The organism is Geothrix oryzisoli (genome assembly GCF_022808865.1).
GTDB lineage: Bacteria > Acidobacteriota > Holophagae > Holophagales > Holophagaceae > Geothrix > Geothrix oryzisoli.
This window is the reverse complement of record NZ_JAKZLB010000002.1, coordinates 633,479-660,183: the sequence shown is the minus strand read 5'-3', so window position 1 is coordinate 660,183 and position 26,705 is coordinate 633,479. Positions and strand designations below refer to the sequence as shown.

Below are 26,705 nucleotides of genomic sequence, written 5' to 3'. Positions count from 1 at the left end.
TCACTCCTCAGTGGCCCTGGCTCATGCGCCAGGCGTGGAAGACCAGGTTGACCATGGACATCGGCAGCATCGCCTTCCAGCCGAGGTGCATGAGCTGGTCATAGCGGAACCGCGGCAGCGTCCACCGGATCCAGACGAAGACCCAGGCGAAGAACAGCATCTTCACCAGGAAACTCAGCACTGAGAGCATCACCGAGGGGTCCTGCACGAAGGGCACCTGCCAACCGCCGAAGTAGAGGGTCGCCATGAGCGCCGAGGCGGTCATCAGGTGGCAGTACTCGGACAGGGCCAGCAGGCTGAACTTCATGCTGCCGTACTCGGTGTTGAAGCCCGCCACGATCTCGCTCTCACCCTCGGCGAAGTCGAAGGGCAGGCGGTTCGTCTCGGCGAACATGCAGGTGAAGAACACGATGAAGCCGAGGGGCTGGTGGAAGATGTTCCAGTTGGGCAGCACCTTCCACAGGGTGCCTCCCTGGGCGGTGATGATCTCCGAAGGATCGTAGCCCCCGGCGCGCATGAAGAGCGCGACCACGGCGAGGCTCATGCCGATCTCGTAGCTCACCATGGCCGCGGAGGAGCGCATGCCGCCGAGGATCGACCATTTGTTGTTGCTGGACCAGGCGGCCACCAGCACGCCATAGACCGCCATGCCGCCGATGGCCAGGGGATAGAGCAGGCCCATGCCGTTGCCGGGATCCAGCAGCGCCAGGTGGTACTCCTGGCCACCGCTCACGAAGCTGCGGCCGAAGGGGATCACCGCGAAACCCATGAGGGCCGGCACGAGCGCCAGGAAGGGCGCCAGCCAGAAGAGCCCCTTGTTGGCATCGTGGGGCACCAGGTCTTCCTTGAAGAAGAACTTGATGCCGTCCGCCAGGGGCTGGGCCAGGCCGATGATCTTGATCTTGCCGAAGAGGGCGGCGCGGTTGGGGCCGATGCGGTCCTGGATCATGGCCGAGCCCCGGCGCTCCACCCAGGTCCAGACCGCCGCCAGCGAGAAGACGCCGGCGAAGACGATGACGAGTTTCGCCACCATCCAAGCGATGGCAGGCGAGGTGTGCAGCAGGCTTGCAAGCTTGTCCATGGGCGGCTTCCCGGCAGGGCCACCCGCGGGGAGGCCCAACCCATCGAGCCTATCAGAGCCGTGGCGTTCCCGACACGGAGGGAAAGAACTCCGGGGGCGCCGATGCGACCTGGGTCACAGCCCGGGGCCAAAGCGGGCGCTTTGGCCTCCTGTAAAAAGCCAAGGCAGCTCGCGCGGCACGGCCGCGCTCCTGCTGAATCGTGGGCGCAGCCTGCGATTCAGCTTATCCCTTGGCCTCGATTTTGGACCAACTATCCTTCAATCCCACGGTCCGGTTGAACACGGGCTTCCCGGGGGTGCTGTCCGGGTCCACGGCAAAGTAGCCGGTCCGCTCGAACTGGAAGCGCTCACCGGAGCGGGCCGCCGCCAGGCTGGGCTCCAGACGGGCCCGGACCAGGACTTCGAGGCTGCCAGGGTTCAGGAGGGTTTTCCAATCCTGGCCTTCGGGCACGTCCATGGGGTCTTCCTGGCTGAAGAGGGACTCGTAGAGGCGCACTTCGGCCTCCACCGCATGGGCCGCGCTCACCCAGTGGAGGGTGCCCTTCACCTTGCGGCCATCCGGGACATTCCCCCCCTTGCTGGCGGGATCCCACTCACAGCGCAGCTCCACCGCGTTCCCGGCGGCATCCTTGACCACCTCGCGGCAGGTCACGAGGCAGGCTCCCCGCAGGCGCACCTCGGCGCCCGGGGCCAGGCGGAACCACTTCTTGGGGGCCTCTTCGCGGAAGTCGTCCTGGTCGATGAACAGTTCCCGGGTGAAGGGCAGCTTCCGCGTGCCCATGGACGGGTCGTCCGGATGGTTGGCCACCTCCACCTCGAAGGCCTCGGCCTCCGCCATGTTGGTGATGACCACCTTGAGGGGGCGCAGCACCGCCATGCGGCGGGGGGCCCGCTTCTCCAGGTCCTCGCGGATGCAGAACTCCAGCAGGCCCACGTCGGCCACCATGTCGCGCTTGGCCACGCCCACCCGCTCGGCGAAGGCCCGCACGGCCTCGGGGGTGTAGCCCCGGCGCCGCAGACCGCAGATGGTGGGCATGCGGGGATCGTCCCAGCCGCGGACGACGCCGTCCTGCACCAGCTGGAGGAGGCGCCGCTTGCTCATCACCGTGTAGGTAAGGTTCAGGCGCGCGAACTCGATCTGGCGCGGCAGGGGGCGCTGGAAGAACTTCCCGTCCACGTCCTGTTCCAGGAACCACTCGTAGAGGGGCCGGTGGTCCTCGAACTCCAGGGTGCAGATGGAGTGGGTGATGGTCTCGATGGCGTCCGATACGCCGTGCGCGTAGTCGTACATGGGATAGAGGCACCAGGTGTCGCCCGTGCGGTGGTGGTGGGCCCGGCGGATGCGGTACATGAGCGGGTCGCGCAGGTTCATGTTGCCGCTCGCCATGTCGATCTTGGCGCGCAGCACCTTCGAGCCGTCCGGGAACTCGCCCGCCTTCATGCGGCGGAAGAGGTCCAGGTTCTCCTCGGGGCTGCGGTCCCGGTAGGGGCTGTTCTTCCCGGGGACATGGAAGTTGCCCCGGTACTCGCGGATCTCCGCTTCGGACAGATCGCAGACGTAGGCCTTGCCCTGCTGGATCAGGTACTCCGCGTAGTCGCAGAGGAAGGGGAAGTAGTCCGAGGCGTAGTGCTCGCCCTTCCAGTCGAAGCCGAGCCAGCGGACGTCTTCGCGGATGGAGTCCACATACTCCACGTCCTCCTTCACGGGGTTCGTGTCGTCGAAGCGGAGGTTGGTGGCTCCGCCGTAGGCCTTCGCCAGGCCGAAGTTCAGGCAGATGCTCTTGGCGTGGCCGATGTGCAGGTAGCCGTTGGGTTCCGGCGGGAACCGCGTGAGCACCCGCCCCCCATGCTTGCCCGAGGCGCGATCCGCCTCCACGATCTCCTCGATGAAGTGGAGGCTCTTGGGTTCGGGCCTGGGTTCGGGATGGGGCAGGTCAGCGGACATCGGGGCTCACAGGATGCAAACCTCAAAGATACCAAGGCCTTGTCGAAAAGGCTTTGGGAACCGCGAATGACGCGAATGGCCTGAGTTCACGCAGCCCAAACGCGTCATTCACGGTTCCAGGATGTGCCCGCGGATCACCCCAACCCCGCCGCCACCTGCGTCGCCCGCTCGATCCCGCGGGCCACGACGGAGCGGATGCGGCCGTCCTCCAGCGCCAGCAGGCCGGCGATGGTGCACCCGGCGGGCGTGGTGACGTCGTCCTTGAGGGCGGCGGGGTGCCGCCCCGTCTCCAGCACCATGGCGGCGGCCCCCAGGGTCATCTGGGCCGCCAGCTCCACGGCCACGGCCCGGGGCAGGCCGCACTGGACGCCTCCCTCGGCCAGGGCCTCCAGGATCACGAACATGAAGGCCGGGCCGCTGGCGCTGAGGCCCGTGACCGCGTCCATGTGCCGCTCGTCTAGGTCCATGACGCGGCCCAGGGGCTCGAAGAGCGTCCGGGCCTGGGCCAGCTGGGCCTCGGTGACCCCCTGCCCCGCCGCCAGCACCGTCATGCCCCGGCGGATGGAGCAGGGCGTGTTGGGCATGGCCCGCACCAGGGGCGTGCCGGCGGGCGTGTGGGCCGCCAGGAAGTCCAGGGTCGTGCCCGCGGCGATGGAGACCACCAGGGGGTGGTGGTCCAGGGCCCCCGAGGCGGACAGGCCCGCCAGCAGGCCCTTCAGCTCTTTCGGCTTCACGCAGAGGAGCACCACTTCGGCCCGACGCACCGCTTCGTTGGCGTCGCTCGACAGGGCGATGCCCAGGGCCGCGGCCCGGGCCTGGGCCGCGGCCGGGTGGCGCGTGGCCGCGTGGATGCGGCCGGCCGGATAGCCCGAAGCCTCCACCAGGCCGGCGCTGATGGCCTGGCCCATGGTGCCGAAACCGAGGATGGCGAGCTGGGGATGGCGGCTCATGGAGGCTCCCTGGAACGAAAAACCCCCGCCTGTGGGGGCGGGGGCGGATGGCGGGACCTGGATCCAGGTCAGCCCGTCGTGCGACTCCCCCCCGCACGCAAGGTGCTAGGGCGCGGGTGGATGGCCGGAATGCGGATCATACGGATCACTATATCGGGGTCAGGCCCCGGGCGGGAGAAAACCGCTACTGGTCCCGCCCCCGGCCCAGGGTCCACCAGGGGCAGTCCTCCAGGTCGGAGACGACAAAGCCTTGCCGCATCTCGGAGATGCGCTGGCAGCGGGTGCAGGCGGGCGTGTGGAAACCCGTGGTGACCTCGCCGGGGCCCGAGCGCACTCCGAAATAGAAGTCGGCCTGCTCGAGGCCCAGGCGGTGCGCCGTCTCCTGGAGCGCCGCACGGTGGTCCATGCCCTCGGGAATGCCCTGGATCACCTGCACGGTCTCCCCGGCGATGATGGTGGGCGCATAGGCCTCGGCGCCCTGGTCCTCCAGGACCGCGAGGGTGATGTGGGTGAACTCCTGAAGGTCCATCAGAGCCAGGGCTCGAGACGGGCCACCACCTCATCCCGGCCCGCGAGCATGAGCGTGTCGAAGATGCCGGGGCTGACGGGCCGGCCGCAGAGGGCCACGCGCAGGGCCTGGGCCAGGTCCTTGGTCTTGAGGCCGTGGCGCTCGAGGATGCCGGCGAACGCGGTCTCCAGCCCCTCGTGGGTGTAGTCCGCAAGCTGGCTCACCTCCCGGAGGGCGGGCTTCACGGCCGGCGTCATGAACTTCTCCACCGCCTTGTCGTCGAAGGCGGCGGGCCGCTCGAAGGCGAAGCGCAGGGCCTCGGCCATGTCGGTGAGCGACTTGCCCTTCTGGGTGCACTGGATGGCCTGGGCCTTCCAGGGCTCGGGCTTCGAGGCCCAGGCCGCGGGCATGAAGGGCCGCAGGTGCGGCTCCAGCTCCTGCCAGGGGGCCCGCTGGATGAGCTTCTGGTTCAGCCACTGGAGCTTGTCCATGTCGAAGCGGGCGGCGCTCTTCTGGCAGTCCGCCAGGTCGAAGAGCTGGATCATCTGCTCGTCCGTGAGCAGCTCCTCCTCGGCGCTCTCCACGGCCTTCCCATCGATCTTCGGCGTCCAGGACAGCCGGGCCAGCGCGAGCCGCACGGCCGAAGGCAGCAGGCCCATGGCCTGGTACTCGGTGATGCTCGTGGCGCCGTGGCGCTTGCTGAGCTTGGCGCCATCGGCCCCCAGGATCATGGGCACGTGGGCGAAGGCCGGCAGGTCGTAGCCGAAGGCGGCGAACAGGGGGATCTGCTTGGGCGTGTTGTTCAGGTGGTCGTCGCCCCGGATGACGTGGGTGATCTCCATGTGGGTGTCGTCCACCACCACGCAGAAGTTGTAGGTGGGCACGCCGATCTCGCCGGGGCCCTCCCCGGTGCGGGCGATGATCCAGTCGTCGAGGCTGTCCGCGGGGAAGCGGGTATCGCCCTTGATGAGGTCCGGCACCACGATGTCGCCGTCCACGGGCATCCGGAAGCGGATGGCGGCGGGCTGGCTGGCGTCGTGGTTTGCGGCCGCGCAGCCCTTCCCGGCATCCAGCCCCCGGTTGTATTGGAAGACCTTGCCGGCGGCTTCCACTGCCTTGCGCCGCTCATCCAGCGTTTCCCGCGAGCAGCGGCAGCGGTACGCCAGCCCCTTGTCCAGCAGCTCCTGGATCTTGGCCTTGTACAGCTCCATGCGCTGCATCTGGCGGTAGGGGCCGTGCGGCCCCTTCCACTGGGAGGGGTCGCCCACCACCGGACCTTCGTCCCAGTCCAGACCGCACCAGGCCATGCCCTCCTCGATGATGCGGATGTTGTCGTCCGTGCTGCGGGAGAGGTCCGTGTCCTCGATGCGCAGGATGAAGCGCCCCCCATGCCTGCGCGCGAAGAGCCAGCAGAACAGGGCCGTGCGCACGCCACCGATGTGCAGCATGCCGGTGGGGGACGGGGCGAAACGGGTGACGACCTGGCGGGACATGGTATGGCTCCGGGCTATCGGCTATCAGACAAAGCAGCGGGCGCCCTCGGCGCCCGACTGACAGCTGAGAGCTGACTGCTGACAGCCTATTTAATATACAGCTTCAGCTTGATCTCGACCGGCCCCTCGCCGCTGAAGAGGCTGCGATCCAGCACGATGGGGACCTCGACCACGCTGCGATGGGGCATGTGGGTGGGGGCCGGGGTGTGGGTCAGCGAGAAGGCGGCGTCGACGGGGAACTCATCGATCTCCTCCAGCAGCTCACCGGCAGACAGTTCCTCGACCTCCAGGGGCTTGGTGGACTCCACCATGGCGGGTGGGGGCGGTGGGGGTGACAGCGGCTCGCCGCCCGTCAGGACGGTGGGTGGCGGCTCCTCGACGACGCCACCCCCGTACTTCTCGGCGAGGCTCTTCAGGACCAGCCGGGCCACGCCGGTGAGGGTCTCCTTGACGCCCTCGCCCCGCATGGCGCAGGCCTCGAAGGTGGGCACGCCGAAGAGGTTGATCTCTTTGTTCAAGGTGGCGACTGGCAGGGCGTTCGGCGTGTCCCGCTTGTTCCACTGGATGACGTGGGGGATCTTCGACAGGTCCGTGCCCTGCTCTTTCAGGTTGGCGATGAGGTTCTGGAAGCTCTCCTTGTTGCTTTCCAGGGCCGGGGCCTGGGAATCCGCCACGAACACCACCGCATCGGCCCCACGAAGCACCAGCTTGCGGGTGGCGTCGTAGAAGACCTGGCCGGGCACGGTGTAGAGCTGCACCCGGGTCTTCATGCCCCGGATCGTGCCCAGGTCGATGGGCAGGAAGTCGAAGAAGAGGGTGCGGTCCGTCTGGGTGGCCAGGGAGAGCATCTTGCCCCGCCCCTCGCCGGGGAGGGTGTCGTAGACGTGCTGCAGATTCGTCGTCTTCCCGCAAAGGCCGGGGCCATAGTAGACGATCTTGGCCGTCAACTCTTTCGTGGCCGCATTGAACAGCACCATGCCTTCACCTTCGCGATCTTCCGGGAAGATTGGCGGGTCTACGGCATGCCGTCAAGAAAGAACCGGGATCGGCGTACTATCCCCCGGTCAGCCGATGATGCGCTACACTTCCGGCCATCCCACCATCCCCGAGGGTTTCCATGGCCAAGCTGCTGGTGCACGAAAGCGCGGGAGTCCGCGAATTCGAGATCGTGGATAACGAAGTCCACATGGGACGCGAGCTGGACAACACGCTCCGCCTGCCGGATCCCAGCATCAGCCGCCACCACTGCGTGCTCCGCAAGGTGGACTCGGGCTATGAGATCCAGGATCTCCAGAGCAGCAACGGCGTGCTGGTGAATGGCAACCGGGTGCAGTCATCCCCCCTTCGGAACGGCGACCGCATCACCCTGGGTCAGATCCAGCTCACCTTCCAGGATCCCCTTTCCGAAGTGGGGGCCACTCTGGCGGTGAGCCGGGAGGAGGCCCCCAAGCCCCCCCTGGGCACCGTGCGGATGTCCGCGGATGAGCTGGCCGCCATCCATACCGGAAAGCCTCCCGCCGAGGCCCATGCTGCCGCCCCGGCCCAGCCCTCCACCGGCCCCGTCCCGGTCAGGGTCGTTCCCCCGGTGGCGCCGCCGCCGGCGCCCAGGCCCGCACCCGGCACGGACCCATCGCCCCTGCCCGGGTTCGTCCTGCCCTACCTGCCTTCCGTGCCCGATGACGCGAAGCCCACGGGCGAGCGGGGTGATTTCGGGTCGCGCCTGCTCGCCTACCTCATCGACATCGCGCCGCTGGTGGTCCTCTGGGTGCTCATCTTCGTGCTTCAGATGGTCCTGAGCGCCATTCTCGGCGCCGGCGCCTGCCTGGTGTCCGCGCTGATCGGCCTCCTGCACCTCGTCGCGGTCATCGGGTACGCCTGGTTCTTCCTCCCCTACTGCTGGATCAAGTTCGGGGCCAGCCCAGGCAAGAAGATGATGAAGCTGCGGGTGGTGCCCGAGGACAACCCCGTCGGCCGCATCGATGTGACCGGGGCCGTCCTCCGCATGGTCGGCCATCTGGTCAACGGCGTGCTGCTGGGCCTGCCCTACCTCATGATCCTGGGGGCGGAGCGCAAGGGCCTGCAGGACATCATCTCCAAGTCCCTCGTCATCAAGGTCGACCGCTGATGCGGGGGTGATCTGGCGCCGACGCCCGCTCTCGCGGGCGCCCTTCGTCTGGAGCGCGGATGATCCTCACCGGCAGGCAGATCCTCGAGGCCCGGGACCAGGGGAAGATCCGCATCGATCCCTGGTCGGACCGCCAGCTGAACCCCAACAGCTACAACCTGCGCCTGGGCGATGACCTGGCCGTCTACACCGAGCGCGAGCTCGACATGGCCAAGCCCAACGGCATCGAGTTCCTGAAGATCCCCGCCGAGGGACTGCTGCTGAAGCCCGGAACCCTCTACCTGGGGCGCACGCTGGAGTACACCGAGACCCACGGCATGGTGCCCATGCTGGAGGGCCGCAGCAGTGTGGGGCGCCTGGGCCTCTTCGTCCACGTCACCGCGGGCTTCGGCGACATCGGCTTCTGCGGCTTCTGGACCCTGGAGATCAGCTGCATCCAGCCCGTGCGCATCTACGCCGGCGTGGGCATCTGCCAGATCTTCTACCACACCGTCAGCGGCGAGTACGAGAGCTACGAATCCGGGAAATACCAGCGCAACTCCGGCATCCAGCCGTCGATGCTGTGGAAGGATTTCGTGAAGGAATGAGCGCCGGATCCCAATCCAGCCCACCACCGGCCCGGGGGGGGGGGGGGGGCCCCCGGGCCGGGGGGGGGGACCGCCCGGGGGCCCCGGCCCGGGGGGGGACGGGCGGGAACCCAATCCCCCCCCCCCCCGGCCAGGCGGCGCTTCTGCGCCGCCTGGCCGGTGGTGGCGAACGGACGGGGCGCCTAGGCCTGGGTGCTCATGAGCTTGTTGAAACCGGCGACCTTGACCCACCAGATGATGAAGCAGACCAGGGCCACAGGACCCGCCAGCATATTGACGAGCGGAACGAGGCCGCAGCACTGCGCGATGCAGGCGATCAGGCCGATGGTGTAGCCGGCATCCTCGACGTTTTTCCCGTTCTCCGCCGCCCAGCTCTTGATGGAGTCGGAGACATTCTTCACGACGAAGAAGTGCCACACGAGGTTGAAGAGTGGGATGAGCATCAGCCAGACCATGCCGGGTTTCATCTTCTGGTGGCGCTCCCCGGCCAGGTCCAGGGCCTTCTGCATCGTCAGGATGTAGAAGATCGCGATGGCCAGGGCGATCGCCGCGCCCAGCAGGACGAAAATCAGGCAGCCTCCGCCCAGCATGGCCGCCAGGGCGTTGGAATCGGAATGAGACATGAAACCTCCTCGGGAAAGGCAGAATCCAGCCTTGGGATACGATCAGGAACAACAGCGTGAAACGGGTGTCTCGCCAAAGCTTAGTGGCGGGATGGGCGGGATACAAGCAGCTTGAGCGGACCTTCGATGGAGGTCCGCCTCGGTCGGTAGGGATGGCCCATGCCCCTACATCGATCCGTGGGGGGCCGGCTGGGTGTCCTGAGCCCACACCACCTCAAAGGGGCGCACCTCCTGCTCGATGCCCTTGAGGAGGAACCCCTCCAGCGGACGCAGCTGCTCCAGGCCCACCAGCTCGGCGGTGCGGGGGCCGACGACGATCTGGCCGGGCTTGGCCACGCCGCTCTCCAGGCGGGAGGCCAGGTTCACGGTGCTGCCCATGACCGTGTAGTCCATGCGCTTCTCGCAGCCGATGTCGCCTGCGAAGGCCTCGCCGCTGTTAATGCCGATGCGCATTCGCAGTTCGGGATAACCCTCGGGCCGGGCCGCGTTGAGGGCCCGCAGCGTCTCCTGCATGGCGGCCGCGGCCTCCACGGCGTGCTTCGCGTGGTCCGGGTCGGGGTTCGGCGCCCCGAAGAAGGCCATGATGGCGTCGCCGATGTACTTGTCGAGCGTTCCGCCCCGGCTGAAGATCTGGTCCGTCATGGCCTCGAAGGTGCGGTTCAGGATGCCCGCCAGCACCAGGGGCTCCATGCCTTCGCTCATGCGCGTGAAGCCCGAGATGTCCGCGAAGAGCACGCTGATCTGGCAGCGCTGGGCCTGGAGGGCGGGCGCCTCCTTGCTCTGGCTGGACTTGAGGATCTGATCCACCACGGCGGGACTGTGGTACCGCTCCAGCCGCTGGCGGAACTTGGCCTCCCGCTCGCGCTGGATGCCCACGGCGGCGAAGTTGGCCATGGCGCTGAGCAGGTGCTCGTCCTCACGCTTGAAGCTGCCCTTGCTGAGGCTCGTCTCCAGGTAGATGACGCCCAGCGCCTGGTTCTCCACGATGAGCGGGGCGCAGAGGGCCGAGGTGATGCCATGGATCTTGATGCTCTCGCCGGCGCTGAAGCGGGGGTCCATGCGGGCGTCCGTGGTCAGGATGGCCACGCGATCCTTCATGGCCGTGCGGGCGATGGTGCGGCTGATGGGGTTGGGGTTCAGGCCGGGCTGCTCCTCCCAGGCCAGCTCAGGCACCAGCTCGCCAGCGGCGTCCGCCAGAAGGATGAACCCGCGCTGGCAGGGGATCTGGGACGTCACCAGGCTCATGACGGACTCCAGCAGCTCCGCCAGGCCCGCGGCCCGGAGCAGGGTGCCCGCCATGGTGGCGAGGCGCTGGAACAGGGAGACCGCCTCGCCCGCCGGATGCTGGCCGCTGGCCTGGGCCAGCATGGCCTCCAGGCTGGCGTGGGGCACGAGGATGGAGCCCGAGGCGTCGAAGGCGCGGTCCTCCAGCGAAATCCTCGAGGTGCCCGCTCTGGGGGCGAGGTTGAAGCTCAGGCCGGAGGCCGGTCCCGCAGGGTCGCCCTCGGCCACCCACTTCACCACGGCCTCGCCCAGGAGCACCGTATCGCCGGGATGGAGCGGCGCCGGTTCCGCCAGGGTCACGCCGTTCAGGGAGGTCCCGTTGAGGGACTTCATGTCCATCACGTGGGGCTGGCCATCCTTGAGGAAGATCCGGGCGTGGACCCGGCTCACGGCATTGGCCTGGATGCGGATCGTGGCCTGGTCACCCCGGCCGATGGTCACGCCCTCCTCCGTGAGGGTCACGGGGTGCAGGGCACCGTCAACCTGGAGGGTGAGCTTCATGGCCAATCCGGAGGGGGTGCTGAGTTTAGCACGCGCTGCAGACCTCATCGGCCGGACGCGGTATTCTATGAGGTTCCACCTGAAGGTGGCTGGAGATCCGTTGACCAAAGTCGGTTTCATGTCCCTGGGCTGCCCCAAGAACCTGGTGGATTCGGAAGTCATGCTGGGCCACCTGCGGCTCAAGGGCTACCAGATCACCCCCGTGCTGGAAGAGGCCCAGGTGCTGGTGGTGAACACCTGCGGCTTCATCGATGCGGCCAAGCAGGAGAGCGTCGAGGCCATCCTCCAGGCCGCCTCCATGAAACAGGAAGGCGCCTGCGAGAAGCTCATCGTCGCCGGCTGCCTGGTGGAGCGCTACCGCGACGAGCTCATGACCGAGATGCCCGAGATCGACGCCTGCATCGGCACCCGCGACATCGAGCAGATCGCCGAAGTCATTGGCGCCGGCGCGTCCTTCGAGCTGAACCCCAACCCCGACTATCTCTACACCGAGGCCAGCCCCCGGATGCTGACCACCCCCAAGGCCAGCGCCTACCTGAAGATCAGCGAGGGCTGCGACCACGCCTGCGCCTTCTGCGTCATCCCCCAATTGCGCGGTGCCCAGCGGAGCCGCAGCATCGAGAGCGTGGTGGCCGAAGCGGGGAACCTGGTGGCCCAGGGCGTGCTGGAGATCAGCCTCGTGGGCCAGGACACCACGGACTACGGCCGCGACTTCGGGGATCCCGATGCCCTGGAGAAGCTCGTCCGGGCCCTGGGCCAGGTGGAGGGCCTGCGCTGGTTCCGCATCCACTACGCCTATCCCAACCGCCTCACCGACGGCCTGCTCCACGCCATGGCCGAGACGCCCAACTGCGCCCGCTACCTGGACATGCCCCTCCAGCACGCGGACGCCGCCATCCTCAAGGCCATGGCCCGGGGCGGCAGCCGCCCCCAGTTTCTGAAGCTCATCGAGAAGGTGCGCCGCATTGTGCCGGGCATCGCCATCCGCTCGAACTTCATCGTGGGCTTCCCGGGCGAGGACGAGGCCGCCTTCGAGGAACTGAAGGCCTTCGTGAAGGAGGCCCGCTTCGAGCATGTGGGGGTCTTCACCTACAGCCCCGAGGAAGGCACCACCGCCCACGCCCTGGGCGACCCCGTGCCGAAGCGCACCAAGGAGGCCCGCAAGCGGCGTCTCCTCGAGCTGCAGCAGAAGATCGCCCGGGAGAAGAACCAGGAGAAGGTGGGCCAGGTCATCGACGTGCTGGTGGAAGGCGCCCACGAGGAGACGGACCTCCTCGTGAAGGGCCGCCACCAGGGCCAGGCCCCCGAGATCGACGGCAACGTGCTGCTGGTGGATGGCGCGCCCCAGGTGAACACCATCCAGAAGGTGCGCATCGTGAAGGCCCACGCCTACGACCTCATCGGCGAAGTCGAAGCGGGGGGCCTGGAGGCGAGCACAGCCTCCTACGAGCAGGCGTTTCGGAACCGCCAGCGGTCCTAGTCGGGGCCTTCCTGGCGTCAACGCCCGGCCGGGTGCCCCGCGTCTGAGGCTGCCCCGCAGCCCCAGATGCGACCTGGCTCGGGGTTGAGGCCCACGCCTACGACCTCATCGGCGCAGTCGAAGCGGGGGGCCTGGAGACCATTAACTCCGCCGATGAGGCGGCCTTCCGGTCGAAGCGTACAGTCCCCTGGTCCGCCCCTGCTCACACCCTCAACGCCAACCCGGCTAACCTGTGAGTCACCTCTCTGCACGACCTTCATAGGAGCGTCCATGCGCATGTCCGCCCTGGCCTGCCTGTTACCCATCGGCCTCGCCCTGCTCGCCGCCCTTCAGGCCACGCCGCTGACCGCCCAGGCCCCGGCCAAGGCCAAGGCGATCGGCCCCAAACCCGACGATCCCCGAGCCAAGGATCCCAAGGCCATCGGTCCCAAGCCGGACGATCCCAAGGGCAAGAACGCCAAGGCCATCGGCCCCAAGCCGGACGATCCCAAGGGCAAGGATGCCAAGGCCATCGGTCCCAAGCCGGATGATCCCAAGGGCAAGGACACCAAGGCCATCGGCCCCAAGCCGGATGATCCGCGCGGCAAGGAAGCCAAGCCCGCGGCCAAGCAGGTCCCCGCCAAGCGCTGAGGGTTCCGGAACCAGGCGGAGGAGGCCTAAACGGACCCCGAAGGGCCTCGTAGGACTTTGAGAACCGTTCTCCGGGGATCTTTCATGCGCCATCCGGCCCTGGCCTTCGCCTGCCTGCCCATCCTGGCCTCCCAGGCCCCCCATCCGCCCCACGTGGCCATCCCCCGGCTGGCCCAAGCGCCTTCCATGGCCCGCGATGCGGACCTCTCCACCTGGAAGGAGGCGCTGGTCCTCACCGAGTTCGGCATGATCATGCCGGACGACCAGGGCGAGAACCGCTGGCCCACCATCGTCCACGTGGGCTGGGGCCCCGACGCGCTCTACGTCGCCGTGGAGGCGAAGGATCCCGAGCCTTCGAAGATCCACGCCGCCCGCCACATGCGCGACACCAACAACGGCGACTTCGACTTCGTGGGCGTGGACCTGGACCCCTCCGGCAAGGGCCAGAGCATTGTCCGCCTGTTCGTGACGCCCCTCGGCGGCCAGATCGACGAGATCATGACGGACAGCACGGGCGAGAACGCCTCCTACGACTGTCTCTGGGATTCCACCGGCGTGCTGACGCCGGACGGCTACGTCGTGAAGATGCGCATCCCCTACAGCAGCCTGCGCCGGCGGCCCGGCGACTGGGCCTTCCGCATCCTGCGCATCATCCCCCGGGAGCGGCGCTACGGCATCTCCTGGCCCCGCATGAGCAAGGACGTGCAGTGCGACATCTGCCAGATGGCCCGGATCTCCGGCGCCCCGGTGGACAAGCCCGGCTCGCCCTTCCTGGTGATCCCCTTCGCCACCTACAGCCGCACCCAATCGCTGGAGACCGATCCAGCTGCCCCGGTGGAATCCAAGGCCCGCCTGGGCATGGATGTCCGGTACGCCACCACGGCCCTCACCTTCGAAGGCACCTACCGCCCCGACTTCGCCACGGCGGACGCGGACGTGGACCCGCTCCAGATCAACAGCCGCTTCAAGGTGTTCTATCCCGAACGCCGCCCCTTCTTCCTGGAGGGCATGGACCTGCTCTCCCCTCCGGCAGCCCAGCGACAGTTCTTCAGCCGCTCCATCCAGAGCCCCCTCTACGGCCTCAAAGCCTCGGGCCAGGGCTCCCTGGCCAGTTGGACCGTGCTCCATGCCAAGGACGAGGATGGCGGCCTCATGCTGAGCGCCAACGGCGCCCAGGGCGTCGAGGGCCTGCCCACCCGCGACACGGCGGCGGCGTTACGTTTCCAGCTGGACGGCCGGGGCTCCGGCCTCTCTTTCCTCGGCACGGACAAGCGCCTCCAGGGCGGGCCGGATGCCACCGGGGGGCTGATCGGCGGCCAGAGCGGCGGCCTCTACCTGGATCAGTACCTGGGCTCCGAGTTCCACTTCATCGGCAGTGCCATGACCGCCACCTCGCACCTCCCCCAGGCCGACGGCAGCCTCCTCTCCCAGCGCGGCACCTCTACCTCCGCTGAGCTGGACTGGAACACTCGCCACTGGTTCGCCTCGGCCGTCAGCCAGACCACCAGCCCCGGCCTGGTGTTGGTCTCGGGGTTCACGGACCTCCGGGGCTACCGCCAGCAGAACGGAACCTTCGGCTGGCAGGGCAACTGGAACGGGGGGAGGTTCTCCCAGGCGAACCTCTACCTGCGCGCCCGCCGCCTCGTGTGGTGGGACGGCAACCCCTTCGACCGCGCCGTGGGCCTGAGCACCTATGTGGAGACCGCCGACCGCTGGGCCTGGAGCCTGGACTGGGACATCGCGGGACGCACCTGGGCGGACGACGAGGTGACCTCCAACGCCACCCGGAACCTCAACATGGCTCTGAGCTGGAAGAAGCTCAGCTGGGCCCAGATGCTGGCGCGGGTCGTCCGCGGACGCACCATCGACCTGGCCTCGGGCGCCCCGGCGCGCATCGACACCCTCAGCTTCAGCTCCCGTGGGGCGGTCGGGGACGTGTGCTACGACCTCTCCGCGCAGAAGACCGAACTGAACCGCGAGTCCGATGACCTGCTGCTCGTGCGGGCGCGGAAGCTGGCTGCCACGGCCACCTACCAGATGCCGCGGTTCTTCTACCTGAAGACCCAGGCCTTCGTGGTGCGGTACGACGGCTCCGAGATCGACGGGGTGGACAAGTTCCTCAAGGCCTTCCTGGGCTGGCAGCCCAATGCCTTCACCAATGCCTACGTGGGCTGGTCGGGCCAGCGGCGGCGGGATCCCCTCGCCATCCTGCCCAGCGAGCGGATGGTGGAGCGGGGGCTCTTCGCCAAGCTGGCCTGGGCCATGCAGTTCTGAAGCGGGGGAAGGCTACACTGGTGGGATGCTGCAGTTCCGCAACCTGACCCGCGCCTATGAACTGGGCGGCGAGCGCGCCGGCGTGTTCGGCGTGTCGCTGACGGTGCCGAAGGGCTGCCTGGCCGTCCTGGCCGGGCCCAGCGGCAGCGGCAAGACCACCCTGCTCCAGCTGGCGGGTCTGCTGGACCAGCCTGACGAGGGCGCCGTCCTGCTGAATGGACAAGAAGTGTCCAGCCTGTCCGAGCGGGAGCGCTGTGACCTGCGCCTGCGGCACCTGGGGTTCGTGTTCCAGGCCTTCAACCTGGTGCCGGTGCTGTCGGCCCTGGAGAACGTGATGCTGCCCCTGCACCTTCAGGGCGTCGCCGAAGCCGAGGCCCGCCGCCGCGCCGAGCGGGCCCTGGACCGCGTGGGCCTCGCGGACCGCCTGCACCACCGCCCTGGCCAGCTGAGCGGCGGCCAGCAGCAGCGCGCGGCCATCGCCCGCGCCCTGGCCCCGGATCCGCTGCTGGTGCTGGCCGATGAGCCCACCGCCAGCCTGGACCACGCCCACGGCGGTCCGCTCATGGACCTCATGGCCGAGTTGGCCGCCGAGCGCGGCGCCACCTTCCTCGTGGCCAGCCACGATCCCGCCGTCATCGCCCGGGCCAACCATGTCTTCCGCCTCGCCGACGGAAAGCTCATCGAGGAAGAGCACCTGTGATCCTCCCGCGCCTGGCCCTCCGCAACCTGCTGCGCCAGCGGCGCCGCACGGCGCTCACCCTGATGGTCGTGGTGGCGGGTTTCCTGGCCCTGGCCCTGGCCGGGGGCTTCATGGCCCAGACCTTCCAGGGCCTGTCCGATTCGGCCATCCGCGGTGGCCTGGGCCACCTGCAGGTGATGCCGCCGGGGGCCCTGGAGGGCGACGAGGCCCAGAGCCTGGAGAAGGCCCTGCCTGATGGCGAGGCTCTGGCGGCGCGGCTCCGCCGGGATCCTGCCGTGGCGGAGGTGCTGCCCCGCACCCAGTTCATGGGGCTGCTGTCCAGTGGCGCGAAGAGCGTGGCCTTCCTGGGCACCGCCGTGGACCCCGTGCTCGAGCCGAAGCACATGGCCTGCCTCGATGCGCTGAAGAATGGCGCCAAGGCCCCGGGCGGCGCGGGTTCCCGCTGGCTCTCCGCCGACCCCTCGGCCCGCGAGGTGATCCTCGGCGCGGGTCTGGCCCGCAGCCTGGGGGCTTCCGTGGGCAGCCTGCTCACGCTCATGTCCACTACCCGCGACGGCGCCCTGAACGCTGTGGATGTGGAAGTGGTCGGCCTCCAGGATCTGGGCCTGCGGGAGCTGAACGACCGCCTCCTTACCGTGAGCCTCGCCACCGCCGGCCAGCTGGTGGACGCCGGCTCCGCCCGATCGCGGCTGTCCGTCGTGCTGAAGCGCCCCCAGGACACCGCCGCCGAGCTCGCGCGGATCCAGGCCCTCCTCCCGGAAACCTCGGTGAAGCCCTGGTTCGAGCTGGCCTCCTTCTACCGCCAGGTGAAGCTGCTCTACTACGCGATCTTCGGGTTCATGGGCCTCGTGCTGTTCCTGGTGGTGCTGCTGGCCACGGCCAACACGCTGCTCATGTCCGTCATGGAGCGCGTCCGCGAGTTCGGCGTCCTGCGCGCCATGGGCCTCCAGCCGGGCCAGCTGGTGGCCCTGCTCCAGTGGGAGGGCGCATTCCTGGGCCTCTTCGGGAGCCTCCTGGGCCTGGCGGCGACGCTGGTGCTCCGCGCCGGTCTCAATGCCCTGCACATCCAGATGCCCGCCCCGCCCGGCACCAGCCACGGCTATGAGCTGGACATCCACTTCGTCCCGATGGTGTATGCGATCGTGGCCCTCGGCCTGCAGGCGACGCTCCAGCTGAGCGCCCTCTTCCCGGGCCTGAAGGCCGCGCGGCTGCGCATCGTGGAGGCCCTGCGGCATGTATAGGGCCCCCCGTCCCGCCTGGTGGCTCGCCACCGGATTCGGCAGCGGCTACCTGAAGCCGGCGCCGGGCACCTGGGGGAGCCTGGCTGGAGTGGCGGCTTGGCTCGGGCTGGTGTGGATCGTCCGGGGCTGGGCCCTCCCATCCTGGACCCTCCTCGCGGCTCCCCTGGCCCTCACCCTGATGGCTGTCTGGGCGGCGGATGGCGTGGTGCGGGAGACCGGCCAGAAGGATCCCTCGTTCGTCGTGGCCGATGAGTGGGCCGGCGTCTGGATCGCCCTGACGCCCCTGCTCTTCACCATGACGCTCCAGCCGCAGCCGTGGAGCCTCTGGGCCGCGCGCCTGGTGGCGCCGTTCCTGCTCTTCCGCCTCTTCGACATCTGGAAGCCGGGCGTGGTGGACCGCTCCCAGCACCTGCCTGGGGGCTGGGGCGTGGTGCTGGACGATGTCCTCGCCGGCCTCCTCGCCGCCCTCCTCGTCTGGCCCCTGGACCGCTGGCTGGGCGCGCAGTCGCTGCTGCATCCGGGGCTGTGGCGGTAGCAACAGAACCACTCTCGCAGAGATCGCAGAGGAAGCAGAGAATGCGGAGCATGAACGCCTCTCTCCGCGTGCCTCCGCCATCCTCCGCGTGAACTTTTCAATCCAGCTTCAGCCCGCCGTTTCTTCCAACAGCCGCTTCCACACGGCGGGCTCACTCAGCCGCCCCGTTTCGTCGAAGTGCCGGCTCTCGATGAGGTAGCGGTAGCCCTGCTCGGTGAGGAAGAGCTGGCGGTTGCGGGCGAACTCCTGCTCGGTGGTGTCGCGGCTGATGAGCGAGTAGAAGTAGCTCACGTTACGCTCGCCCTTGGGGCGCAGGATGCGGCCCAGGCGCTGGGCCTCCTCCTGCCGCGAGCCGAAGGTGCCGCTCACCTGGATGGCTACGCTGGCGTCCGGCAGGTCGATGGCGAAGTTGGCCACCTTGCTGACGATGAGAATCCGCAGGTCGCCTTCGCGGAAGCGGCGGAAGAGGACTTCGCGTTCCTTCTCGGGCGTCTGCCCCGTGAGTACGGGCGCATTGAGCCGCTCCCCGATGATGCGGAGCTGCTCGAGGTACTGCCCGATGATGAGGATGTTGTCCTTCGGATGGCCCGCCAGCAGCTCGTCCATCACCACCAGCTTCAGGCTGTTCTCGCTGGCGATGCGGAAGCGCTGGCGCTGATCCGCCACGGCGTATTCCATGCGCTCGTCCGTGGGCAGGGGGACGCGGATCTCCAGGCAGTGGGCCGTGGCGATGAAGCCATCCTTCTCCAGCATCTTCCAGGGCACATCCACCCGCTTGGGGCCGATGAGGCTGAAGACATCCTCCTCCTTGCCGTCCTCCCGTACCAGGGTGGCCGTGAGGCCCAGTCGCCGCTTGGCCTGCAGCTCCGCCACCGCCCGAAACACCGGGGCGGGCAGCATGTGCACCTCGTCGTAGATCACCAGGCCCCAGTTGGCGGCCTCGAAGAGCTTGAAGTGCTCGAAGGGCCCCGTCTTGCTCTTGCGGTAGGTGAGGATCTGGTAGGTGGCGATGGTGACGGGCTTGATCTCCTTGGTGTCGCCCGTGTAGAGGCCCACCTGGTCCTCGGTGAGCGTGGTCTTGTCGAGCAGCTCCTGCTTCCACTGCTTCACGGCGGTGCCATTCGTGGTGAGCACCAGGGTGTGGGTCTGCAGCGTGCCCATGCAGCCGATGCCGATGACGGTCTTGCCCGCCCCGCAGGGCAGGACCAGCACGCCCGCGCCGCCATCGGGCCCGCCGCCGGCGTGGAAGACATCCACCGCCGCCTGCTGGTAGTGGCGCAGGCCGAAGGCTTTGCCGTTCTGCTTGGTGATGGGCGCAAGCTCGAAGGGCAGCGGGTCGCCGGGCTTGTAGCCGGCCATGTCCTGCACGGGATGGCCCAGGCGGATGAGCTGCAGCTTCACCTCGCCGCGCATGCCTGTGTTCAGGAAGATGCCCTTCTCGTCCGGATAGGGCTCGGCCAGCATCCCCTGCAGCGACTTCTGGTTCTCCAGCTCCCAGAACAGGCCGCGGTCATCCATCTCCAGGGCCAGCCGGTCGCCCTTGGCCACCAGGCGCAACTTGCCGTAGCGGGTGCCGTGGTCCTCGATCTCCTGCAGCAGGTTCTGCGGCACCGGGTACTTCGACCAGGTGTTCAGGGTCTCGATCATGTCCACGCAGGCCACACCGGAAGCCGAGGCATTCCACAGGCTCAGGGGGGTGATGCGGTAGGTGTGGATGTGCTCGGGACTCTTCACCAGCTCCGCGAAGCGGGCCAATTCGTCGCGCACCTGCTCGAACGCCGGGTGCGCCACCTCGAGCAGCAGCGTGCGGTCGCTCTGGACGATCAGCGGATTGTCGGGACGGAGGGCGATCACGGTGGCAGCAGACCCAAACCTTCAGCCTAGGGGCCCCGGGGGAAAGGGTCAACGACAGGCTCTGGCCGGAGGTCCGGCCTGGTCCGTAAAAGCCAACTGGCACGGGGCTTTGGCTGTCGTATAGTTTGAATTCCCCCCGGCCCCGACACACACTCCCCCCCGAGGCCCCCGGGCGGCCCTACCTGGAGGCGCCATGAACGGCCGGGCGATCCCATTCCTCTCCCTTCTCATCCTGGCCTCGGCGCTCTCCAGCCTCGCCGCGCAGGAGGGGAACCCCGCCGAACGCCGCCGCGAGCTGCCCTACCGCCTGAGCCCCCATGCCCTCGGTGGCCACGACCGGGCGGACCTGCGACGGGACTGGAACCTCTTCTGGTTCGGCGGTCTCGTGGGGCCCGACTATCTGGACTACAAGAACCGGCTCGCCGCGCAGGAGGCCGGCACCTGGACGCCCCGCCGCCTCCAGGGCTCCGGATCCGCCCTCCCTTCCGCCCAGTCGCTGACCGACTCCCCGCTGCCCGCGACCCAGTCGACCGGCCCCGCAGGCGTGGGGGGGACCTGGACCAACCTGGGCCCCTTTTCCCAGCTCACCAGCACGACGCCTGACATCGACAGCGGCCGTCCGGTGGCCATCGTGCCCCACCCCACGGCGGCCACCCTCTACCTGGCCACCAGCGGCGGCGGCGTGTTCCGCTGCGACAACGCCAATCCGGCCGCCTCGGGTGATTGGACCTGGTACTCCGTGACCGACGCCCTGCCCACCAGCAGCAGCGGCGGCAATGTCTCGGTGGGCGCCCTGGCCATGAGCCCCGCCGATCCCAACACCCTCTACCTCGGGGCGGGCGACGCCTTCGACGCCGAGGGCCGCGGCTTCTTCAAGACCACGGATGGCGGCACCACCTGGACCGCCGCCCCCACGGCGAGCCTTGGCAGCGCCACCCGCTCGTACGCCATCCTCCCCCTGGACGCCAGCCGCGTCCTCTGGGGCACCAACAGCGGCCTCCGGATCTCCACGGACGGCGGTACCACCTTCGCCACAGCCGCCGGAGGCCCCGCCACGGGGCAGGTCTGGTCCCTCCAGAAGGTGACCTCTACGGACCTCCTCTGTTCCGTGGAGGTCACTCCAAGCGGTGCGACCAACGGCACCGGAACTATCTACTACTCCACCAATGCCGGCACCTCCTGGACGCTGGCCACCCTGCCCAGCACCGCCACCCTCGGCTTCACCCCCGGCCGCATCACCATCCAGGCCGCGGGTGACGGCGCCACGGCCTACGCCATCCTCGAGGACACCACCACCAGTCCCAGCAGCACCACGGTCGCCCGAGGCGTCCTCAAGAGCACCGACAAGGGCGTGACCTGGACCTGGCAGGCGGCCCCCACGGCGAGCGGCGGCCTCTTCCAGGGGACCGGGCCGCAGATGGGCACCGACGGCGGGCAGGGTTGGTACAACCACGGCCTCGCAGTGGATCCCAACAACCCGTCCCGCCTCTTTGTCGGGGCCAACCTCGCCCTCTACCGCTCGATTGATGGCGGCCTGAACTGGGTCCAGCTCACCCACTGGTACGGCAGCGGCCATGTCTACGCCCATGCGGACTTCCACGCCGCAGCCTGGTCGCCGACTGGAACCACCCTCTATGTCGCCAATGACGGCGGCTTGGCCGTGATGCTGCAACCCTTTATCGCGACGATCCCCACCGCCTCCTTCGACCTCACCTTCCTCGACAACCGCCGCAACAAGGGCCTGGCCTCCCACCTGGCCTACAACGTCGGTTCCACCGCGGCGGCCAGCCCCTCGGATTCCAGGTGGCGCATCTCCCTGGGCCTCCAGGACGACGGCACGCGGCTCCGCCAGCCCAACACCCCGGGAACGGCACTCACCGGCACCGAAGGCACCTTCGAGGACATGATCGGCGGCGACGGCTTCGCCACCCTGTTCCATCCCTCCAACGGGGATCAGGTCCTGGGCAGCATCTACTACACGGACATCTACCGCAGCACCAATGGCGGGGCCAGCTTCAGCGAATCCATCACGGGGATCACGGAGGCCAACAACAAGGATCTCGCGCCCTTCGCCCCCAAGGTGGTCCCCGGCGATGCGGCCCACCCGGCGGTGGTCTACACCTCCACCAACGGGAAGATCTACCAGAGCGTCAATTTCGGGGCCAGCTGGAGCGCCCTCGGCACCAGCGGCCTTCCCACTCCCCTCGACACCTCCTCCACCGCCACCATCACGCCCACCCCGCTGTTCATCCGGAACCTGGCGGCCTCCTCCCTCAGTGCGAGCATCCTCGGCATCGCCGGCAACCAGTCCCGGGTCTTCCTGACTTCCAACGGCGGCTCCAACTGGTCCCAAGCCGGCGCCCTGCCCGGAGTCGCCAGCTACCTGAGCTGCATCGAGTTCGATCCCGCCGCGCCCTCCACCATCTACGTGGGGTCGGTGGCACCCAGCGCTACGGCCAACCACCTGTGGAAGAGCATCAATGGCGGCGCCAGCTGGGTTGCCATCGACGGCAGCTCCACCACCAGCAACGGTCTGCCGTTCGGCATTCCCGTCCACGTGGTGAAGGCCGATCCCGTGACCGCCCAGAAGGTGTACGCCGGGACGGACTTCGGCGTGTATGTGAGCAGCAACGGCGGGTCGACCTGGAGCCGCTTCGGCAGCAACCTGCCCCTGGTGGCGGTGCGGGACCTCTACCTCGCCCCGGACGGCAGCTTCCTCCGCGCCGCCACCTTCGGCCGGGGCGTGTGGGAACTCAGGACCGCCGGCCTGCTGGACCTGAACGCCGATGGCGTCAAGGACGTGCGCGACCTGCTCTTCTTCGCGAAGTACTACGGGACCACCAACGCCACCTGCGATCTGAACGGCGATGGGACCGTGAACGACGCGGACCTCACCCTCCTGCTCGCCGGCCTGTGAGGAGCTGAACATGACCCCGACCCACAAACTCCTCACCGGCTGTGCCCTTCTTGCCCTGGCGGGCCTCCTGGCCTGCGGCGGCGGCGGGGGCGGCTCCTCGGCCCCCGCGACGGTGACTCCAGCCACGGCCACCAGCCTGAGTTACACCGATCCGACCTCCAGCACCTTCCTGCTCAGGAAGAACCCGGCACTCTCCACGCCCACCCACCTGGTCCTGGAACTCGTGGGACCGGCCTCCGCGACGGGCAGCGGCGTCAGCGCCTCGTTCACCGTGGATGCGACCAAGGTGGCCTGGGTGAACGTCGCCGCCAGCGATCCGGCCAACACCTTCGTCCAGAACGGCACGGCCTTCACCCTCGGCGCCTCACCCCAGATCCTCCTGGGCAGGGTCGCCAGCGGCACCCTCCAGGTCACGGCCGCGCAGAAGGGCACGGGCAGCCCGGTCTCGCTGAACGCCCCCCTGCTGCGCATCGCCCTCGACCTCAAGGCCTCCCAGACCGTGGGCGCCGTCCCCTTCAGCGCCGACGGCACCAAGTGCCAGGTGCTCGACGGCACGGGCACCATCGGGCCCATGGCCGTCTCCGTCGGCACCCTCGCCGCCCAGTGACGCGCAGAATGATGCATCCTTAACCCGCCAAGCCCGACTCAAGGATCTCCTGGATCCCTCACCACCTGGATTCATGGGGCCCGCATTCAGGAGCCGCCATGTTTTCCACCCCGATCCACGCCCTCGCCTTCGCCGCCCTGGCCCTGTTCGTGGCCTGCGGCGGGGGTGGCTCGTCCGCACCGCCACCCCCTTCCCCGACGCCCACGATCAGCGCGGTCACTCCCACTCATGGAAGTCCCGGTACGACCGTGGTCCTCGCGGGGACGAACCTGCTGGGGACCACGGCGGTCTCCTTCAATGGGCAGCCCGCCTTCTCCTACCTGGTCGTGAGTGCCTCCGAGATCGACGCCGTGGTCCCGGCGACCGCCGCCACCGGCGCCCTCCAAGTCACCACGCCCAATGGTTCGGCCACCTCGCCCTCCTTCACGGTGGACGCTCCCCAGGCGCCCAGGATCTCCTCCTTCGCCCCGGCCCTCCTCTCGTCCGGGACCGTGGTCACCCTCACGGGCCTGCATTTCGTGGGAACCACCCAGGTCCAGTTCAACGGCGTCAATGCCACCGCGTTCACCGTCACCAAGGACAGCGAGATCCGGGCCACCGCCCCCTCCGGGCTGACGGCCGGGAGCATCTCCGTGACAACCCCCGGGGGCACCGCCACCACCGCGACCCCCTATGCGGTCAACAACACCATCCAGGTGCTCATGAACACGGGCTTCGAGCAGGCCTCGCCCATCATCTGGAAGGGGGACATCGGCGTCATCCAGGGGGCTTCGACCCGCCAGCCGGATGCGGTGCCGCACACGGGGACCAAGTTCGCCTGGCTGGGCGGGTACGGGTATGTCCAATCCGACCAGGTCACCCAGGACCTCTACATTCCGGCCACGGCCCTGTCCGCCACGGCCACCTTCTACCTGAAGATCGTCACCGCCGAGCCGGGGACCCTCGCCACGGATTCCCTCTTCGTGGAGGCCCTGGACACCTCAGGGGCCGTCCTGGGGCCCCTGCTCACCAAGACCAACCTGGACGCCGCCGACTACCGGGCCTATTCGGTCGATCTGCTGGCCTACCGGGGCAGGGTCATCCGCCTGTCCTTCCGGAGCCAGGAGGATGCCCAGAACGCCACCAGCTTCCTGCTGGACGATGTGGTGGCCACCATCGATGCGCCCAGCGCCGATCTCAAGCCGATCATCTCCAGCTTCACGCCCACCTCCGGCATCGCAGGTGAAGTCACCGTCCAGATCTCGGGAATGAACTTCTTCGGGCTGACCGGCGCGAGCATCGGAGGCGCCAGCCCGGGAATCACGCTCACGGACGGTACGGCTCTGGCCGCTGGCGTCCCCGCGGGCGCGGCCATCGGCAGCGCCCCCATCAGCCTTTCCAATGCCCAGGGTACGGGCACCTCCACGATGAACTTCTCCGTGATCTACGGAGTTCCTGTCGTTACGGGCATGAATCCGACCCAGGGCCCCGTGGGGACGCCCGTCATCGTCACGGGCACCTATCTGGGCTATCCCGGCACAACCCTGACCCTGAACGGCACGGCCCTCACGCCGACCAGCCTCAGCGCCAGCCAGATCGCCTTCACCGTGCCGGCGGGCGCCACTTCCGGCGACCTGGTCATCAGCACTCCCGGTGGGACCGTGGTCAGGACCTTCACGGTCAACACCGCCAGCAGCACCCTGGACCTCCACATCGAGAAGCTGCAGTTCACCCAGAGCACCCAGACCCTCGACAACGCCGTCCCCATCGTGGCCGGCAAGGACGGCCTGATCAGGGTCTTCGTCCTGGCCAACAAGCCGAATTCCGTGCTTCCGGTCGTGCAGGTCACCCTCTTGAACAATGGCGTGCCGGTGGCCGGCTATCCGAAGACCATCACCTCATCGGGCTACACCGCGGCCCTGTACCTCGATGAGAGCCTGCTTTCCAGCAGTCTGAACCTGGCGGTCCCCGGCACCGACCTCACCACCCCCACGGGCACCGGCTACAGCCTCCAGGCCGTGGTGGACCCCGCGGACGCGGTGCCCGAAGCCGACGAGACGAACAACTCCGCCACCGCGGCCCTGGGCGGAACCACGGTCCCGATCTTCCGGACCACGATCTTCCCGGTCGCGCTGGCCAGCGGGACCGGGAACATCACGGCCACCAACAAGGCCGCATGGGTCGCCCGGCTGGCGAAGATGTATCCGGTGGCCTCGGTCGACGTCGTGGTGGGGGCCACCTTCACCCCCTCGAGCGCCACCCTCACCTCCGACTCCACGCAATGGAGCACCCTCCTGAACGAACTCGCGACCAAGCACCGGATTGACGGCGTGTCGGATCGTTACTACTACGGGGCGGTCAACGTCAGCTACACCTCCGGGATCTCGGGAATGGGCTATGTCCCCAACGCCCCGTCGGACTCCTACCAGTACCGGACCGCCATCGGCTGGGACAAGACGGGCTACAGCGACGGAGGCAACTTCCCCGAAGTCTTCGCCCACGAGTTGGGCCACAACATGGGCCGCCCGCACAGCCCCTGCGGCAGCGCGGCCAATCCCGACCCCTACTACCCCTACCTCGGCGGGGTGATCGGCGTCTGGGGCTACGACACCACCACCGGCCAGCTGAAGTCCCCCACGGGCAACAAGGACATCATGGGCTACTGCTCCCCCAACTGGGTCAGCGACTACGTCTACCGGAAGATCCTCGATTTCCGGGGCGGCACGGGCGGGTTCCTCAAGGCCGCTGCGGAGGACACGCCCACGGCGGCAAACTCGACCTCCGCCCGGGAATGCCTGATCGTCCGGGGCATCCTCCACGCGGATGGGAAGGCCGAGTTCCTCCCGTCCTTCCGGACCCGGGCGCTGCCCTCCGCGGCCTCCCACGCGAAGGACTACACCCTGGAATGCGTGGACGCGGCCGGCCTGGCCGTGTTCACCGCCGCCCTCGAGGTGATGGAGCTGGGCTGCTCGCCCGACGGTCCCGTGCGGCACTTCGTGGCGGCCCTTCCGATCGATGCGGCCGTCCTCGATTCGGTCGCGGAGGTGAAGCTCCTCAAGGACAGCAAGGTCCTCGCCAGCCTTGGCACCACGGCCGGTGCGGCCCCGTCGCCCGAGGTCCAGCGCCTCTCGGAGGATAAGGTCCAGCTCACCTGGGACGCGATGGTCCATCCGGCGGCCCTGGTCCGCGACGCGGATACCGGCGAGGTCCTCGCCATTCTCTCCGGCGGTCGCCAGACATTCACGACCCGGGTGCAGCGCCTCGACCTGGCCCTCAGCAGCGGCGCCACGGGACGCCGCCCCCAGATCAAGGTCCTCGAATAGCGCGAAGGCATGCCGGGCGTTTTTTCCGCGTGAGCGTTCCCGGATTCCATGGGACACTGGAGGATCAT

General features: G+C 68.4%; 19 protein-coding genes and 1 pseudogene. 11 read left to right on the top strand and 9 right to left on the bottom strand.

The annotated features are described in order from the left end of the window. Nucleotides 1–7: 7 nt before the first annotated feature. From nuoH to MLE43_RS15090, 6 genes and pseudogenes are all read right to left on the bottom strand, one after another. Entirely contained in the window at nucleotides 8–1,081 is a 1,074-nt protein-coding gene (nuoH, locus tag MLE43_RS07700) for an NADH-quinone oxidoreductase subunit NuoH (RefSeq protein WP_243303012.1), read from the bottom strand. Between the two features lie 223 nt (nucleotides 1,082–1,304). Beyond that, nucleotides 1,305–3,026, bottom strand: a complete 1,722-nt coding sequence (locus MLE43_RS07695; protein WP_243303011.1) for a glutamine--tRNA ligase/YqeY domain fusion protein — start codon at nucleotides 3,024–3,026, stop codon at nucleotides 1,305–1,307. Nucleotides 3,027–3,160: 134 nt separating this feature from the next. Further along, nucleotides 3,161–3,976 carry a pyrroline-5-carboxylate reductase gene (gene proC / locus MLE43_RS07690; RefSeq protein ID WP_243303010.1) on the bottom strand — a complete coding sequence of 272 codons (816 nt, stop codon included), beginning with the start codon at nucleotides 3,974–3,976 and terminating at the stop codon, nucleotides 3,161–3,163. 184 nt (nucleotides 3,977–4,160) lie between these two features. After that, nucleotides 4,161–4,505, bottom strand: a complete 345-nt coding sequence (locus tag MLE43_RS07685; protein WP_243303009.1) for a hypothetical protein — start codon at nucleotides 4,503–4,505, stop codon at nucleotides 4,161–4,163. Next, the gene (gltX, locus tag MLE43_RS07680; RefSeq protein WP_243303007.1) at nucleotides 4,505–5,977 is read right to left on the bottom strand and encodes a glutamate--tRNA ligase; all 1,473 of its coding nucleotides are present in this window, start codon (nucleotides 5,975–5,977) and stop codon (nucleotides 4,505–4,507) included. Before gltX ends, MLE43_RS07685 begins: the two co-directional genes overlap by 1 nt. A gap of 404 nt (nucleotides 5,978–6,381) precedes the next feature. Further along, a pseudogene (locus tag MLE43_RS15090) lies at nucleotides 6,382–6,954 on the bottom strand (GTP-binding protein); the annotation flags it as partial. Nucleotides 6,955–7,094: 140 nt separating this feature from the next. On the opposite strand from MLE43_RS15090, the gene MLE43_RS07670 reads away from it, so the two are divergent. Next, the gene (locus tag MLE43_RS07670) at nucleotides 7,095–8,102 is read left to right on the top strand and encodes an FHA domain-containing protein (RefSeq protein ID WP_243303006.1); all 1,008 of its coding nucleotides are present in this window, start codon (nucleotides 7,095–7,097) and stop codon (nucleotides 8,100–8,102) included. 59 nt (nucleotides 8,103–8,161) lie between these two features. After that, the gene (gene dcd / locus MLE43_RS07665) at nucleotides 8,162–8,689 is read left to right on the top strand and encodes a dCTP deaminase (RefSeq protein ID WP_243303005.1); all 528 of its coding nucleotides are present in this window, start codon (nucleotides 8,162–8,164) and stop codon (nucleotides 8,687–8,689) included. Nucleotides 8,690–8,871: 182 nt separating this feature from the next. Here the strand turns inward: dcd and MLE43_RS07660 are convergent, their stop codons facing one another. Together MLE43_RS07660 and MLE43_RS07655 are read right to left on the bottom strand one after the other, a co-directional pair. Continuing rightward, a complete protein-coding gene (locus MLE43_RS07660; RefSeq protein WP_243303003.1) occupies nucleotides 8,872–9,312 on the bottom strand; it encodes a hypothetical protein in 441 nt (146 codons plus the stop codon). 165 nt (nucleotides 9,313–9,477) lie between these two features. Next, the gene (locus MLE43_RS07655; RefSeq protein WP_243303002.1) at nucleotides 9,478–11,097 is read right to left on the bottom strand and encodes an adenylate/guanylate cyclase domain-containing protein; all 1,620 of its coding nucleotides are present in this window, start codon (nucleotides 11,095–11,097) and stop codon (nucleotides 9,478–9,480) included. A gap of 100 nt (nucleotides 11,098–11,197) precedes the next feature. Here MLE43_RS07655 and rimO point away from each other — a divergent pair, with 100 nt between their 5' ends. From rimO to MLE43_RS07625, 6 genes are all read left to right on the top strand, one after another. Beyond that, nucleotides 11,198–12,577 (top strand): 30S ribosomal protein S12 methylthiotransferase RimO, encoded by a 1,380-nt coding sequence (rimO, locus tag MLE43_RS07650; protein ID WP_243303001.1) that lies wholly within the window; start codon nucleotides 11,198–11,200, stop codon nucleotides 12,575–12,577. 270 nt (nucleotides 12,578–12,847) lie between these two features. Further along, nucleotides 12,848–13,207, top strand: a complete 360-nt coding sequence (locus tag MLE43_RS07645) for a hypothetical protein (protein ID WP_243303000.1) — start codon at nucleotides 12,848–12,850, stop codon at nucleotides 13,205–13,207. Between the two features lie 84 nt (nucleotides 13,208–13,291). Continuing rightward, nucleotides 13,292–15,481 (top strand): DUF5916 domain-containing protein, encoded by a 2,190-nt coding sequence (locus MLE43_RS07640; RefSeq protein ID WP_243302999.1) that lies wholly within the window; start codon nucleotides 13,292–13,294, stop codon nucleotides 15,479–15,481. A gap of 25 nt (nucleotides 15,482–15,506) precedes the next feature. Further along, nucleotides 15,507–16,181, top strand: coding sequence for an ABC transporter ATP-binding protein (locus MLE43_RS07635; RefSeq protein ID WP_243302998.1), 675 nt, complete (start codon nucleotides 15,507–15,509; stop codon nucleotides 16,179–16,181). Further along, complete coding sequence (locus MLE43_RS07630) at nucleotides 16,178–17,422, top strand: ABC transporter permease (RefSeq protein WP_243302997.1); 1,245 nt, start codon at nucleotides 16,178–16,180, stop codon at nucleotides 17,420–17,422. Before MLE43_RS07635 ends, MLE43_RS07630 begins: the two co-directional genes overlap by 4 nt. Then, complete coding sequence (locus MLE43_RS07625; protein WP_243302996.1) at nucleotides 17,415–17,957, top strand: phosphatidylglycerophosphatase A family protein; 543 nt, start codon at nucleotides 17,415–17,417, stop codon at nucleotides 17,955–17,957. The genes MLE43_RS07630 and MLE43_RS07625 overlap by 8 nt, the downstream gene beginning before the upstream one ends. A gap of 108 nt (nucleotides 17,958–18,065) precedes the next feature. Here the strand turns inward: MLE43_RS07625 and MLE43_RS07620 are convergent, their stop codons facing one another. Further along, the gene (locus tag MLE43_RS07620) at nucleotides 18,066–19,811 is read right to left on the bottom strand and encodes a DNA repair helicase XPB (RefSeq protein ID WP_243302995.1); all 1,746 of its coding nucleotides are present in this window, start codon (nucleotides 19,809–19,811) and stop codon (nucleotides 18,066–18,068) included. 193 nt (nucleotides 19,812–20,004) lie between these two features. On the opposite strand from MLE43_RS07620, the gene MLE43_RS07615 reads away from it, so the two are divergent. The 3 genes from MLE43_RS07615 (at nucleotide 20,005) to MLE43_RS07605 (ending at nucleotide 26,637) form a co-directional block, all read left to right on the top strand. After that, nucleotides 20,005–22,728, top strand: a complete 2,724-nt coding sequence (locus MLE43_RS07615) for a dockerin type I domain-containing protein (protein ID WP_243302994.1) — start codon at nucleotides 20,005–20,007, stop codon at nucleotides 22,726–22,728. Between the two features lie 10 nt (nucleotides 22,729–22,738). Further along, nucleotides 22,739–23,335: a hypothetical protein gene (locus MLE43_RS07610; RefSeq protein ID WP_243302992.1), complete on the top strand. Its 597-nt coding sequence runs from the start codon at nucleotides 22,739–22,741 to the stop codon at nucleotides 23,333–23,335. Nucleotides 23,336–23,433: 98 nt separating this feature from the next. Beyond that, nucleotides 23,434–26,637 (top strand): IPT/TIG domain-containing protein, encoded by a 3,204-nt coding sequence (locus MLE43_RS07605; RefSeq protein WP_243302991.1) that lies wholly within the window; start codon nucleotides 23,434–23,436, stop codon nucleotides 26,635–26,637. Nucleotides 26,638–26,705: the final 68 nt, after the last annotated feature.

Excerpts from the sequence above, each read along its gene's own strand:
- nuoH (WP_243303012.1), bottom strand. The coding sequence starts at position 1,081 with ATGGACAAGCTTGCAAGCCTGCTGCACACCTCGCCTGCCATCGCTTGG.
- MLE43_RS07695 (WP_243303011.1), bottom strand. The coding sequence starts at position 3,026 with ATGTCCGCTGACCTGCCCCATCCCGAACCCAGGCCCGAACCCAAGAGC.
- proC (WP_243303010.1), bottom strand. The coding sequence starts at position 3,976 with ATGAGCCGCCATCCCCAGCTCGCCATCCTCGGTTTCGGCACCATGGGC.
- MLE43_RS07685 (WP_243303009.1), bottom strand. The coding sequence starts at position 4,505 with ATGGACCTTCAGGAGTTCACCCACATCACCCTCGCGGTCCTGGAGGAC.
- gltX (WP_243303007.1), bottom strand. The coding sequence starts at position 5,977 with ATGTCCCGCCAGGTCGTCACCCGTTTCGCCCCGTCCCCCACCGGCATG.
- MLE43_RS07670 (WP_243303006.1), top strand. The coding sequence starts at position 7,095 with ATGGCCAAGCTGCTGGTGCACGAAAGCGCGGGAGTCCGCGAATTCGAG.
- dcd (WP_243303005.1), top strand. The coding sequence starts at position 8,162 with ATGATCCTCACCGGCAGGCAGATCCTCGAGGCCCGGGACCAGGGGAAG.
- MLE43_RS07660 (WP_243303003.1), bottom strand. The coding sequence starts at position 9,312 with ATGTCTCATTCCGATTCCAACGCCCTGGCGGCCATGCTGGGCGGAGGC.
- MLE43_RS07655 (WP_243303002.1), bottom strand. The coding sequence starts at position 11,097 with ATGAAGCTCACCCTCCAGGTTGACGGTGCCCTGCACCCCGTGACCCTC.
- MLE43_RS07645 (WP_243303000.1), top strand. The coding sequence starts at position 12,848 with ATGCGCATGTCCGCCCTGGCCTGCCTGTTACCCATCGGCCTCGCCCTG.
- MLE43_RS07640 (WP_243302999.1), top strand. The coding sequence starts at position 13,292 with ATGCGCCATCCGGCCCTGGCCTTCGCCTGCCTGCCCATCCTGGCCTCC.
- MLE43_RS07635 (WP_243302998.1), top strand. The coding sequence starts at position 15,507 with ATGCTGCAGTTCCGCAACCTGACCCGCGCCTATGAACTGGGCGGCGAG.
- MLE43_RS07625 (WP_243302996.1), top strand. The coding sequence starts at position 17,415 with ATGTATAGGGCCCCCCGTCCCGCCTGGTGGCTCGCCACCGGATTCGGC.
- MLE43_RS07615 (WP_243302994.1), top strand. The coding sequence starts at position 20,005 with ATGAACGGCCGGGCGATCCCATTCCTCTCCCTTCTCATCCTGGCCTCG.
- MLE43_RS07610 (WP_243302992.1), top strand. The coding sequence starts at position 22,739 with ATGACCCCGACCCACAAACTCCTCACCGGCTGTGCCCTTCTTGCCCTG.
- MLE43_RS07605 (WP_243302991.1), top strand. The coding sequence starts at position 23,434 with ATGTTTTCCACCCCGATCCACGCCCTCGCCTTCGCCGCCCTGGCCCTG.